Origin of the sequence: Streptomyces sp. NPDC050439 (genome assembly GCF_040655335.1) — a bacterium.
GTDB lineage: Bacteria > Actinomycetota > Actinomycetes > Streptomycetales > Streptomycetaceae > Streptomyces.
The window spans coordinates 371,897-384,396 of record NZ_JBFAJT010000002.1 but is presented as its reverse complement, the minus strand read 5'-3'; the positions used below and the strand labels follow the sequence as shown (position 1 = coordinate 384,396).

General features: G+C 70.8%; 13 protein-coding genes. 8 read left to right on the top strand and 5 right to left on the bottom strand.

From position 1 onward, the window contains the following. Positions 1-7: 7 nt before the first annotated feature. Both AB0I66_RS08810 and AB0I66_RS08805 read right to left on the bottom strand, forming a co-directional pair. A complete protein-coding gene (locus tag AB0I66_RS08810; RefSeq protein WP_363207059.1) occupies positions 8-829 on the bottom strand; it encodes an endonuclease in 822 nt (273 codons plus the stop codon). Between the two features lie 186 nt (positions 830-1,015). Further along, on the bottom strand, positions 1,016-1,606 hold the full coding sequence (locus tag AB0I66_RS08805; RefSeq protein WP_363207058.1) for a TetR/AcrR family transcriptional regulator: 591 nt from the start codon (positions 1,604-1,606) through the stop codon (positions 1,016-1,018). A gap of 105 nt (positions 1,607-1,711) precedes the next feature. Here AB0I66_RS08805 and AB0I66_RS08800 point away from each other — a divergent pair, with 105 nt between their 5' ends. After that, complete coding sequence (locus AB0I66_RS08800; protein WP_363207057.1) at positions 1,712-3,148, top strand: aldehyde dehydrogenase family protein; 1,437 nt, start codon at positions 1,712-1,714, stop codon at positions 3,146-3,148. Positions 3,149-3,163: 15 nt separating this feature from the next. On the opposite strand, the gene AB0I66_RS08795 is transcribed toward AB0I66_RS08800, so the two are convergent. Both AB0I66_RS08795 and AB0I66_RS08790 read right to left on the bottom strand, forming a co-directional pair. Next, a complete protein-coding gene (locus AB0I66_RS08795) occupies positions 3,164-3,949 on the bottom strand; it encodes a thioesterase family protein (protein WP_363207056.1) in 786 nt (261 codons plus the stop codon). 89 nt (positions 3,950-4,038) lie between these two features. Further along, positions 4,039-5,244, bottom strand: a complete 1,206-nt coding sequence (locus tag AB0I66_RS08790; protein ID WP_363207055.1) for an acyl-CoA dehydrogenase — start codon at positions 5,242-5,244, stop codon at positions 4,039-4,041. Positions 5,245-5,449: 205 nt separating this feature from the next. Between AB0I66_RS08790 and AB0I66_RS08785 the strand changes: the two genes are divergently transcribed. Both AB0I66_RS08785 and AB0I66_RS08780 read left to right on the top strand, forming a co-directional pair. Then, the gene (locus tag AB0I66_RS08785; protein WP_363207054.1) at positions 5,450-5,671 is read left to right on the top strand and encodes a hypothetical protein; all 222 of its coding nucleotides are present in this window, start codon (positions 5,450-5,452) and stop codon (positions 5,669-5,671) included. Between the two features lie 70 nt (positions 5,672-5,741). Then, positions 5,742-6,791, top strand: coding sequence for a LacI family DNA-binding transcriptional regulator (locus tag AB0I66_RS08780; RefSeq protein WP_363207053.1), 1,050 nt, complete (start codon positions 5,742-5,744; stop codon positions 6,789-6,791). 8 nt (positions 6,792-6,799) lie between these two features. On the opposite strand, the gene AB0I66_RS08775 is transcribed toward AB0I66_RS08780, so the two are convergent. Continuing rightward, a complete protein-coding gene (locus tag AB0I66_RS08775; protein WP_363207052.1) occupies positions 6,800-7,258 on the bottom strand; it encodes an Rrf2 family transcriptional regulator in 459 nt (152 codons plus the stop codon). 147 nt (positions 7,259-7,405) lie between these two features. Between AB0I66_RS08775 and AB0I66_RS08770 the strand changes: the two genes are divergently transcribed. The 5 genes from AB0I66_RS08770 to AB0I66_RS08750 all read left to right on the top strand — a co-directional run bounded on the left by AB0I66_RS08770 (position 7,406) and on the right by AB0I66_RS08750 (position 12,499). Next, positions 7,406-7,504, top strand: coding sequence for a putative leader peptide (locus AB0I66_RS08770; RefSeq protein WP_363207051.1), 99 nt, complete (start codon positions 7,406-7,408; stop codon positions 7,502-7,504). Positions 7,505-7,688: 184 nt separating this feature from the next. Beyond that, on the top strand, positions 7,689-8,669 hold the full coding sequence (locus tag AB0I66_RS08765) for a TauD/TfdA family dioxygenase (RefSeq protein WP_363207050.1): 981 nt from the start codon (positions 7,689-7,691) through the stop codon (positions 8,667-8,669). A gap of 406 nt (positions 8,670-9,075) precedes the next feature. Next, positions 9,076-9,303, top strand: a complete 228-nt coding sequence (locus tag AB0I66_RS08760) for a type A2 lantipeptide (protein WP_249585724.1) — start codon at positions 9,076-9,078, stop codon at positions 9,301-9,303. 110 nt (positions 9,304-9,413) lie between these two features. Then, positions 9,414-10,220 (top strand): HlyD family efflux transporter periplasmic adaptor subunit, encoded by an 807-nt coding sequence (locus tag AB0I66_RS08755; protein ID WP_363207049.1) that lies wholly within the window; start codon positions 9,414-9,416, stop codon positions 10,218-10,220. Next, positions 10,217-12,499 (top strand): NHLP family bacteriocin export ABC transporter peptidase/permease/ATPase subunit, encoded by a 2,283-nt coding sequence (locus AB0I66_RS08750; RefSeq protein WP_363207048.1) that lies wholly within the window; start codon positions 10,217-10,219, stop codon positions 12,497-12,499. The genes AB0I66_RS08755 and AB0I66_RS08750 overlap by 4 nt, the downstream gene beginning before the upstream one ends. The last annotated feature ends 1 nt before the right edge of the window (position 12,500 follow it).

Here is a 12,500-nt window from a genome sequence, read left to right as displayed (position 1 = left end):
CCGCCGTCTACCAGATCGCCCCGACCCACTCGGGGTGGTCGACGAACGGGTTGCGGTTGTGCTGGAACTGGTCGTAGATGGCCTGGTTGCGGTTCTTCTCGAACGCGTCCGGCGGGTCCTCGTCACTCCACTGCTTCAGCACGGAGAGGCGCCCGATGGCGGGGGCGCTGCCGTTGTCGACCTTGTCGTTGGGCTCCAGGTCGGCGAAGCCGTCCTCGCCGTCGTACCGCACGGCCATGTAGAGGATCATGCGGGCCACGTCGCCCTTGACGGCGTCGCGCGGCTCGAAGGAGTCGGCGTCGGTGTAGTTGCCGGGCGCCTCGCCGACCTCGCTGCCGCCGTTGTCGAAGTCCTTGTTGCCGCGGGTGCTGTTGACCGAGACGTCCGTCGGGCGCAGGTGGTGGATGTCGGTGCCCGGGCCGGTGGCGGTGCCGAAGTCGCCGTGGGACTTGGCCCAGGTGTGCTCACGGTTCCACTGGTCCGGGTCGCCGCCGTTGCTGTCCTTGCTCTGCGAGCGGCCGGTGTAGAGCAGGATCACGTTGCTGCTGTTCGCCGGGTCCTCGTCGGTGACCTTCAGGGCGTCCCAGACCTGGTCGTAGGACAGCTTGGTCTGCTCGCTGACGATGGTGTGCAGGGCGCTCTTCAGCTCCGGACCGGTCTTGCCGAGCGCGTCCTTGTAGTACGTGTCGTCATAGGCACCGGCGGACGCGGCGGGCGGCGTGGGGGCCGTGGTCGTGGCGTCTGCTGCGGCCGGGACGGTGATCCCGACGAGGACCGCGGCCGCCGTCGTGGCCAGCGGTTTCCAGTGACGTATGTGAGGGACGGTCATGTGGGGGGTGTCCTCTCCCGGAGACTCGCGCGTACCGCGGATCCCTCCAACAGAACCTGCGTTCTACGCGAGTTGACAAGTGGGCCAACGGGAGAGTGGCACGGTTGAGCGCATCACTGCATGAACGTTGTGGGTCGACTGTGTGACGATGTCGTGGACACGACATGCGTGATGAATGGGTGCATCTCAGGACGTGTGTACGCCGTCGAGCATGATGGAGACGGTGCGGCGGGCGAAGTCGTCGTCCAGCGGCAGGCGGCGGAAGACCGCGCGCAGCCAGACCGCGCCGGCGAGCAGGTCCATCAGGGTCATCGTGTCGGTGTCCGGCGGCAGTTCGCCGCGCTCGACGGCGCGGTCGATCACCGACTGCTCGCGTGCGAGGCGGTCGGCGAAGAAGCCCTGGATGTAGCCGGCGAGCCCGGGATCGCTCACCGCCGCCCCCAGCGCGGACCGGGCGACGGCGCCCGACGACTGCGCGGTCAGCAGTCGCGCGAGGCTCTCGACGAGATGTTCCAGGTCGCCCCGGAGGTTCCCCGTGTCGGGAGCCGGCAGGTCCAGGAGCGGCGCGTCGATGAGGGCGGCGCCGAGGAGCGCGGACTTGGAGGGCCACCAGCGGTAGATCGTCGTCTTGTTGACGCCGGATTCCTCGGCGATGCCCTCGATCGTCATGGACTCGAAGCCGTCGCGGGCGAGGGCCTTCAAGGTGGCGTCGAAGATCTGCGGCTTGCGCCGCGGGCCGTCGCCCCGGGCGGTCCGCGGGCGGTGATGCGTCGTCATGCCCCGCAGCCTAACGCAACGCAACGGTGCGTTGCATAAGAGGGCCGGGGAGGCTACGGTCGGCGAAAGCGCAACGCACCGTTGCGTTTGCGGGGAGGAGACATCATGGAGCGGTCACTGCTCACCGACGTGGAGCGGGAGTTGGGCGTGGGCGGCGCGGACGAACCGCCCGCCGACATCGCGGGGACGGTCGCCGGGCTGCGCGCGACGTTCACAGCCGGCCGGACGCGACCGACGGTCTGGCGCCGTCGACAACTGCGCGCGCTGCGTGCCCTGCTGACCGAACAGGCGCCCGCGCTGACCGACGCGCTCGCCGCCGACCTGGGCAAGAGCCCCGTGGAGACCCACACATCGGAGCTGGGCTTCGTCGTCAACGAGATCGATCACACGCTGCGCCACCTGGAGCGCTGGCTGCGCCCGCGCCGCGTCCCGGTCCCCATGGCGCTGCTCCCGGCCCGCGCGCGGACGATCCGCGAACCGCTGGGCGTGGTCCTGGTCATCAGCCCGTGGAACTACCCGGTGATGCTGGGACTCGCACCCCTGGTCGGCGCCCTCGCCGCGGGGAACTGCGCCCTGCTCAAGCCGAGCGAACTGGCACCGGCGACCTCCGCCGCGCTGGCCCGCCTCCTGCCCCGCTACCTGGACCCGGACGCCGTCGCGGTCGTCGAGGGCGCGGCGGCACAGACCACGGCGCTCCTGGAGCAGCGCTTCGACCACATCCTCTACACGGGCAACGGCACCGTGGGCCGCATCGTCATGGCGGCCGCCGCCCGGCATCTCACCCCCGTCACCCTGGAACTCGGCGGCAAATGCCCGGTCCTTGTCGAGCCGGGCACCGATCTGGCCGCCGCCGCGCGCCGGATCGCCTGGGGCAAGTTCCTCAACGCGGGGCAGAGCTGCACCGCCCCCGACCACGTCCTGGCCATCGGCGGCACGGCAGGGCCGCTGGCCGGCCACCTCGCCGACGCGATCACGTCCATGTACGGCACCGACCCCGCCCGCAGCCCCGACTACGGCCGCATCATCGACGACCGGCACTTCGAACGGCTCACCGCCCTGCTCGGTGACGGCCGCGTGGTGACCGGCGGCGCGCACGACCGGGCCACCCGCTACCTCGCGCCGACCGTGCTCGCCGACGTCGACCCGGCCGCCCCCGTGATGTCCGAGGAGATCTTCGGCCCCATCCTGCCGGTCCTGCCCCTGCCCGATCTGGACGCCGCCATCGCGTTCGTCAACGCCCGCGCCAAACCGCTCGCCCTCTACGCCTTCACGCCTCACCGGGAGACCCGTCGCCGGCTGCTCGCGGAGACATCGTCGGGCGCCGTCGGCTTCGGGCTGCCCAACGCCCATCTCACCGTGCCGGGCCTGCCCTTCGGCGGTGTGGGCGAGAGCGGCTTCGGCAGCTATCACGGCCACTACTCGGTGGAGACCTTCAGCCACGCGAAGGCCGTCCTCGACAAGCCGCTGTCGCCCGACACCATACGAGCGGCCTACCCGCCCTTCACCGCGGCCAAGGAGCGGCTGATCCGCCGCTTCATGTGAACGGGACCGGGCGGGCTACAAGGGCCGGACGGTGAGGATCTGCTGGGCGTGGCCGACGGGGCCGTTGAGGTCGTGCAGGACGGTGCTGGTGATGCCCTGTCCCGTCGGGCCGAAGGTCACCGTGGTGTCGAGCCCCGTCCAGCCGCCCTCGGGCTGCCGGTGCAGGTGGACGGTGAGGTCGACGTTGGGGAACATCCAGGCGGTGGGCGGCTGCCGTACGGCGATGCCGTTGGCGGTGTCCACGAGCGCGACGTACGACGCGAGGGGGCTCGCGGTCTGCCCGGCGACGAGGTCGAGCGGGGTGGAGATCCACGCCGTCGTACGGCCGGGCTGCGGGGGGTTGACGGGGCGAACGTCGACGGAGGCGATGTATCCGCCCGGCCACAGGGAAGCGATGGGCCAGGACTCCAGCGCCTCGGGAGAGGTGAGCTTGTCGGCGCCGCCGCCCGCGACGGAACTGGTGTCGCCGGCGGCGAGGAGCCAGGCCCGGGCCCGAACCACCGGACGGCCGGCCATGAGCACGACGGCCTCGACCAGTTCGATGGTGCGGCCGGGGCGGATGGTCTCCACCTGGATCTCGCACTCGTCGAGGGCGAGGCGGCCGAGGATGTCGAAGCTGATCCGCGACATGATCAGGCCGCTGTCGGGCCGGGCGGCCGCCAGGTGCCGGTCGATGGCATGGACGGTGAGGCCGCCGAGCGGGCTGAAGTGCTGTTCGTCGGTGTCCCAGGCACCACCGGCGTGCGAGGTGGGCTTGAAGCGGTGCTCGTCGATGGGTTCGTAGTAGCTGCCGGTGTTCAACGGTGCTTCCCTCTCGGCCTTGCGGATGCGGGGTGTCCGAAGATCGTACTGACCGTGGGGCCGGCCGCCGAGGGGCGCGGGATGTCCCGTTATCGCAGGCTGTTGAGGTAGTGCTCGCCGATGTCACGCAGGCGGTGCGCGGTGGAGTCGTGGGCCGTCAGGGCCCGGGCGTTGCGCCAGAACCTGTCGAGTCCGGGGTCCGTCGCGGGCGAGGGCGCGTCGGCGGTGAGTTCCAGGACGCGGGTGGTGATGTGCAGGGCGGACCGGGTGGTGACCGCTTCGGCCGCGGCCACGAGGAACGCGATGTCGGCACGCTCGTCGGCATCCAGCGCGGGCCCCGTCTCCAGGCCACGGGCCAACGCCTCCGTCGCACGGTCCACCACGGCGGCGGCGCTGTGCGCGGCGGTCGCCAACTCCCCGTAGGCGAGCAGCAGGTAAGGGTCCGTGGGAGGCGGCCCGCAGTCCCGGCCGGCGTCGGGCGCACCCGTCAGGGCGGGGCGCGGCAGTGCGCGGCTGATGTCCCGCGCCTCGGCGAGCGCGCCCTCGGCGTTGCCCAGGCCGACCTGGACGAGCAGGAGACGGCGGGTCAGCGGGGCGAGCGAGGTGAACGGCGCGATCTCGTGCTCGTCGACGGGAACGGTGCCGAGCACCTGGTGCGCGGCCACGGGTACGTCGTCGTAGCTGACGCCTCCCGCACCGCTCAGGCGCTGCCCGAGCAGATCGTGCGCAGGTTCGGCGCGGACGCCGGGGTGTACCGGGTCGACCTGGACGACCACCCAGTCGCCGCTGTCCGTGCGCCGCGCCGTGTGGACGAGCCGGTCAGCGACGGCGACGCCCGCGGTCGAGAGCCGTCTTCCGTGCAGGACGTACCCGTCGGCTGACGGGGTCAGCGCGAGGTCGGTTCCCGTCTGGGCGTCCGGCAGTTCGATGTCGCCGCCCCAGAGCCACTGTTCGCGTACGGCGCGCAGTTCGAGGGCCGCGGCGTCCGCGGGGGCGGCGAAGAGGCGCGGGCTCCACGACAGGGCGTGGTGGTGTGCGAGGAGTTCGGCGATGGAGCTGTCCGCCGCCGCGATGTCCCTGATCGCCGTACAGGCCGTACGCCAGTCGACGCCCCGGCCGTCCGGACCCGCTGGACCGGGGGGCGTCAGGAGCGCGGGCAGCCCCGCCTCACGCAGCCGCGAGACCTCGTCGAGCGGGGGCTTGCCCGCCCGGTCGCGCAGGTCCGCGTCGACGGCGAGATCGTCGGCGAGTTCCCGGACGACGCGCGGCGAGGCGGAGGGGAGCAGCGTTGTCACGGCGACGCCTCACAGATTCCTAGTTTTCCTACCTGATTGATAGGAATAGTGGTCGCGAACACCGCCCGCAACAAGGGGGTGTTCAAGGAGTGGACTGCCGCATCTCGCCAAATGGGACCGAGAAGCTCCGCCGACACCCGTCAGAGCCCGGCGCCACGGCGAAATTCGGTTACGGAAGCGCGGCCGTCAGAACTACCATCCGGCCATGCCGAGACCCTCCGGATTCACTTACGAGCAGCGCCCCGACGCCAGCGTGACGATCACCCACCACGGACGCGACGCGGGCACGCTGCGCGGCGCGCGCGCCGAGAAGTTCCTCGCCGAGGTCGAGTCGGGCGACGCGCAACTGGTGATGGCCCGCTGGACGGGCGCGTACAAACACGGCAACGAACGCATGGCACGCAACCATCCGCGCAATCGTCGCTGACCCGTCGGCGGGCGGCTAACGTGTCCGACGGCACGGTGAACGGCGCCGTATCGGAGGGGGAGTTGACCAGTTGGCTGAGCGGTTGATCGGGCAACGCCCCACGCTGGAGGACGTGGCGCGACGGGCCGGGGTGTCGAAGTCCACGGTGTCACGGGTGATCAACGGTGAGCCGAAGGTGCGGGCCGAGGTCGCCGAACGCATCCGGACAGCGGTGGAGGAGCTCGGCTACGTGCCGAACCAGGCCGCCAGAAGGCTCGTCACGCGTCGCAACAGTGCCGTCGCCGTCGTGGTCACGGAACCGCAGAACCGACTCTTCGTCGACCCCTACTTCGACCGTCATCTTCGCGGCATCCGGCAGGAGCTCGTGCGGCACGGGGTTCAGCCCGTCCTTCTCTTCATCGAGGAGCAGGACGACTACCCGCGCGTCAGCAACTTCCTGGGCGGCGGTCACGTCGACGGCGCCCTGCTGTTCTCGCTGCGCGCGGACGACCCGCTGCCGGACATGGTGGAACAGATGGGGCTGCCCGCTGTCTTCGGCGGACGCCCGGTCCTCGGCTCCGGACACCGCAGCGACGTCTACACGTACGTCGACGCCGACAATCGTGGCGGTGCCCGGGAAGCCGTTCGTCACCTCGTGTCGCTGGGACGCCGTCGGATCGCGACGATCACCGGACCGCTCAACCAGGCTTCCGCGATCGACCGCCTCGACGGATACCGCGACGTTCTCCTGGACACCCCGGCCCATCTTCTCGCCGAGGGCGACTTCACCTTGAGCGGAGGCGCGGCCGCCATGGCCCGGCTGCTGGATCGGACACCGGATCTGGACGCGGTGTTCGTCGCCTCGGACCTGATGGCTTCGGGTGCTCTGCGGACCCTGCGGGAACGAGGGCGCACCGTGCCGGGGGACGTGGCCGTCGTGGGCTTCGACAACCTCACGCCCCTCGCCGAGACCACGGAGCCACCGCTCACGACGGTGCACCAGGACATCGAGGAGATGGGCCGGCTGATGGCGCGGCTGCTGTGCGACCGGACGGCGCACCAGTCACCGGTCGGGGAGGGCCCCCGTTCCCTGCCGTCCGTGGTAACTCCCACGCGTCTGGTCCTACGGAAGTCGGCCTGAGCGCGCGTTCAAGGGTTCGTCCAGGCCGCCGGGTCCGCGGTGAGTTCCGTGACCGGGGTGGGGAGGTCGGCGCCGGCGACGTCGGCCAGGGAGACGCCCTCGAGGATCTGGCGGACGTTCGCGCGCAGGGCGATCCACAGCGGCAGCAGCGATTCCGCGGGCCCGCTGTAGGCCAGCTCCGGCGGGCGTACCCCGCGCACCGACACCAAGGGGCCCTCCACGATGCGGATGACGTCCGCGATGCTGATGAGGTCGGCGGACCGGGCCAGCCGGTAGCCGCCGTTGCCGCCGCGCTGGCTGAGGACGAGACCGCCGCGCCGCATGTCGTTGAGGATGCCCTCGAGGAACTTGTGCGGGATCTCCTGGGCGTCCGCGATGGCCTCGGCCTTCAGCGGCCCGTCGTCCTGGCACGCGGCGAGTTGCAGCGCGGCACGTACCGCGTAGTCCGCCCTGGCTGAGATCCGCATGGCCGCATTATGCTGCACCGCCCCGAACGGTACGAATCACCCCCGGCCGCGAGCCGTGGCCGTGGGGGTCGCTTGCGCGATGTCGGGCGCGTTGCAGGGTCGTGAAGCGGGCGGGGCGGACCTTGACCGTGCTTCCGGCATACGGCCATGCTCCAGGACATGACCGCGATGACCTTTCTTGTCCCGCGGCTCCACGTAGACCTGGGCCGCCTCGCCTCCGCGGCGTGTCGTCTGCGCGTGGCCTGACAGCCGCCTTCGATATCAGCGGCCGCGGCTGTGGCCGTTGTCCCGCTCCTACGCCGCTGGGCGAGCCTTCTCACCCTCTTCGCTCGCACCCGCCCGCATCCGCTCGTCTCAACTCGGCCATGCGCGGCTCCATTTGACGTGCCCGGCTCCCCTTACACCCGCCCCACCGAAGGGATCTCGACCCATGACGTCCGCACCCGCAGTGGAGACCACCCTCAGCCCGGCTGAGCCTGCGCCCCGCACCGTCCAGAAGGTGGGCGGCCGCATCGGCGCGGTCATATCCGGGGTCCGCCTCGGCGGTGACCTGGACGAGGCGACCGTGTCCGCCGTGCGCGCCGCGCTCCTCGAGCACAAGGTCGTCTTCTTCCGCGACCAGCGGCACCTCGACCCGGAGAGCCACGAAGCCTTCGCCCGGCTGCTCGGCACCCCCGTCGCCCACCCCACCGTCCCGTCCGTGGACGGCCGTTACGCCCTCGGCATCGACAACGAGCGCGGCGGCCGCGCCAACCAATGGCACACCGACGTCACGTTCGTGCCCGCCTACCCGGCCTTCTCCATCCTCCGCGCCGAGGTCATCCCGCCGTACGGCGGCAACACCCTGTGGTCCAACACCGCCGCCGCCTACCGGGATCTGCCCGAGCCGCTGCGGACCCTCGCCGACAGCGTGCGCGGCGTGCACACCAACGACTACGACTACGCGGCCACCCGCCCCGAAGCCACCTCCGCGGCGCTCGATCAGCACCGCAAGGTGTTCACCGCCGTCAAGTTCCGGACCGAGCACCCGGTGGTCCGCGTCCACCCCGAGACCGGCGAACGCACCCTGATCCTGGGCAACTTCCTCCAGAAGCTCAGCGGTTTCCGCGCCGCCGACTCCCGCGCGCTGATCGGCGTACTCCAGTCCCACGTGGAGCGGCCGGAGAACACGGTTCGCTGGCAGTGGCGCGCGGGCGACGTGGCCATCTGGGACAACCGCGCGACGCAGCACTACGGAGTCGACGACTCCGACGACCACGAGCGCACCCTGCGCCGCGTCACCATCGACGGCGACGTCCCGATCGGTGTCGACGGCCGCCGCTCGGTGCTGCTCGCCCCGGAGTCCGTGCCCGAACCCGGCCACGGAATCGCCTCCGGCGGGTCGACGGACGGGGTGGTCGCGGAGGTCTGAGCCGGCGGACTCCGTGTCCCCTTCGGCCACCATTCGCCGCGCCTTCAATAAACCTGCACATCGAATGCGCAGCCCAGTCACGCCATTCGGCGAATACTCCACCCGCGGCCCTTGTGTATTGACCACAGAACTTTCGCTTTGATGCGAGAGTGTCCGCTTTGGTGGAGGGAGTCCTTCCGCTCACGGGATTCCCGTCTGTGAATCTTGTGAAGGAGCTGCTCCCTAGCCGTGAACATGCCTGCACGCAGCGGTGATTCGACGCCATGAGGGCTGCCGACCGTCGCCACATCGATTGGATGTACGACCTGCGAACGTGCTTTGATCCTGGCCACCGCGGAATTCGCACATCAGGTTCCGCAGTGTTGGAAACACCTTTGCACCATTCATGAGAAGGGCAGCTCACACCATGAACTACACCCCCCAGGTCGAGACCCTCGAGATTTCCGACGCCGACCTCGACAACGTCTCCGGTGGCCTCGTCGCCGGTGTCGCGGGCAACGTCACCAGCACCGTTGACTCCATCGCCCCGGTCTCGGGCGTCGTCGGCGGCGTCGTCGGCACCGTCGAGGGTGTCACCGGTCTGAACACCGGCGCCGTCACGGGCCTGGCCTCCGGCCTGACCGCTGGTCTCTGAGCCTCAGCTCACTGAGACGCCATGATTCGTGAGCCCCGGAACCATTGGTTCCGGGGCTCACGGACGCCACAGGCAAGCAGACGCCACAGGCAAAGTAAGGGAAGCGTTCCGTGCAGTTCCGCCAACAGGCCCTGTCCAAGCTGCAGTCGCCCGAGGAACTCGACCTGCCGGTGCGCTACGCACGACCCCAGGGCCTGCTCGTGCTCGCCGTCACCGTCGTCGTCATGGCCGCCGCCGGCATCTGGGCCGTGACCGGCTCGATCTCCTCCACGCTCCGCGCACCCGGCATCCTCACCCACGGCCAGGGCAGTTACGTCCTGCAGAGCCCCGTCACCGGACAGGTGACGCGCGTGCTCGCCGAAGAGGGAAAGCGGGTCGCCGCCGGCGCTCCCGTGCTCAAGGTCCGTACGGACCAAGGGGACAAGGTCGTACGTTCCATCGCCGCGGGCCGCGTGACCACCCTGGTCGCCAGGATCGGCACCGTCGTCACCACCGGCGCCGACGTCGCGACCGTCGAGCGGGTCTCGGGCACCGACGACCCCCTCCTCGCCATGCTCTACGTACCGGCGGACAGCGCGGCGACCGTCCCCGTCGGAGCATCGGTGGACCTCACCGTCCAGTCCGTTCCCACGGAGGAGTACGGCAAGCTGCGCGGCCACGTGAAGGCGATCGGGCGAGCGGCCCAGAGCGAACAGAAGGTCAGCGGGTTCCTCGGGGACAAGGAGCTGGCCGGGCAGTTCACCAAGAACGGGCCGCCCGTGGCCGTCCTGGTGAGCCTGGAGAATTCCTCCGCCACCCGGTCCGGCTACCAGTGGTCGTCCGCCGAAGGCCCGCCCTTCACCCTCGACTCCATGACCCTGACCAGCGGCGCCTTCCACCTCGCCGAGCAGCGCCCGATCGATTGGCTGCTTCCGTGACCGCACCGCACCCCTCCCCGGCGCACCAGCAGCAACTGCCGCCCCCCGGCGGCCGCCGCAGGCACCGTCCCGAACCCCAGCGCAGCCGCCGCCGCGCCGCCCCGCGCCCCGCCTCGAAGGGCAAGCGGCAGAAGACGGTCCGTACGCCCACCGTCCTGCAGATGGAGGCCGTGGAGTGCGGCGCCGCCGCGCTCGCCATGGTCCTCGCCCACTACGGGCGCCACGTCCCGCTGGAGGAGCTGCGCATCGCGTGCGGCGTGTCCCGCGACGGCTCGCGGGCCAGCAACCTCCTGAAGGCGGCGCGCAGTTACGGCCTGACGGCCAAGGGCATGCAGATGGAACCGGCCGCGCTCGCCGAGGTCAAGGCGCCCGCGATCCTCTTCTGGGAGTTCAACCACTACGTCGTCTACGACGGCGTGGGCCGTCGCTTCGGACGGCGCGGCGTGCACGTCAACGACCCGGACAAGGGCCGCCGCTTCGTCCCCTCGGAGGACTTCGACACCAGCTTCACCGGAGTCGTCCTCGTCCTGGAGCCGGGCGAGGACTTCCGCCCGGGAGGCCGCAGGCCCGGCATCATGCGAGCGATGCCCGCCCGGCTGCGCGGCACCACCGGCACCATGCTCGCCGCGCTCTTCGCCAGCCTGCTGCTCGTCGCGGTCGGCGCGGCACTGCCCGCACTCAGCCGGACGTACATCGACCTGTTCCTGATCGGCCATCAGACGTCGCTGCTCGGCGCCCTGTTCGCGTCGATGGGCGCGATGGTGGCGCTCACCGTCGTCCTCACCTGGCTGCAACAGGCGAACCTGCTGCGCGGCCGCATCATCTCCTCCACGCTGAGCAGCGCCCGCTTCCTGCGCCACCTGCTGCGCCTGCCCGTCACGTTCTACGCCCAGCGCAGCCCGGCCGACCTCGTCCAGCGCCTCGCGTCCAACGACGCCGTCGCCGAGACGCTGGCCCGCGACCTGACGGCCGCGGGCGTCGACGGCATCGTCGTGCTCCTCTACGCGGCCCTGCTGTGGACGTACGACCCCCAGCTCACCCTGGTCGGCGTCGGCATCGCCCTGCTGAACATCGTCGCGATGCGCATCGTCATCCGGCTACGGGCCACCGGCACCCAGAAGCTGCGCGCTGACAGCGCCAAGCTCACCAACACCTCGTACACCGGCCTCCAGTTGATCGAGACGATGAAGGCCACCGGAGGCGAGAACGGCTACTTCCGGAGGTGGGCGGGCCAGCACGCCACCACCCTGGAGCAGCAGCAGCGCCTCGGCGTGCCCAGCGCCTGGCTCGGCGTCGTCGCGCCGACCCTCGCCACGCTCAACAGCGCCCTGATCCTGTGGATCGGCGGCCTGCGCGCGGTCGAGGGACATCTCTCGATCGGTCTGCTCGTCGCGTTCCAGGCGCTGGTCACCCGCTTCACCGCGCCGATCACCCGCCTCAACGGCGTCGCGGGCCGCATCCAGGACTTCGGCGCCGACGTCGCCCGTCTCAAGGACGTCGAGAACTTCCCCGTCGACACCCTGTACTCCCGTCCCGAACCGGAGGCGAGCACCCGCCGCCTCAAGGGCCACGTGACCCTCGAAGACATCACCTTCGGGTACAGCCCCCTCGACAAGCCGCTCCTGACGGGCTTCTCCCTCGCGGTCGGACCCGGCCGGCAGGTCGCGCTGGTCGGCGGCTCCGGCAGCGGAAAATCGACGGTCTCCCGGCTGATCTCGGGGCTCTACAGCCCCTGGGAGGGCACGATCCGCATCGACGGTCAGCGCCTTGAGGACATCCCGCGCGGGGCGCTTGCCGCCTCCGTCTCCTTCGTCGACCAGGACGTCTTCCTCTTCGAGGGCAGCATCCGCGACAACGTCGCGCTGTGGGACCCCTCCATCCCGGACGACGCCGTCGTGGCCGCCCTCAAGGACGCCTGCCTGTTCGACATCGTGGCGCGCAGGCCCGGCGGCATCCACGGCCGAGTCGAGCAGGACGGCCGCAACTTCTCCGGCGGGCAGCGCCAGCGCCTGGAGATCGCGCGGGCCCTGGTCCGCCGCCCCAGCATCCTCGTGCTCGACGAGGTGACCAGCGCCCTGGACGCCGAGACCGAACAGGTCATCATCGACAACCTGCGCCGCCGCGGCTGCGCCTGCGTCGTCATCGCCCACCGCCTGAGCACCGTGCGCGACAGCGACGAGATCGTCGTCCTCGACCACGGCACGGTCGTGGAACGCGGACGCCATGAACACCTCGTCGCCGCCGGCGGGCCCTACGCCGACCTGGTCAAGGAGCACTGAG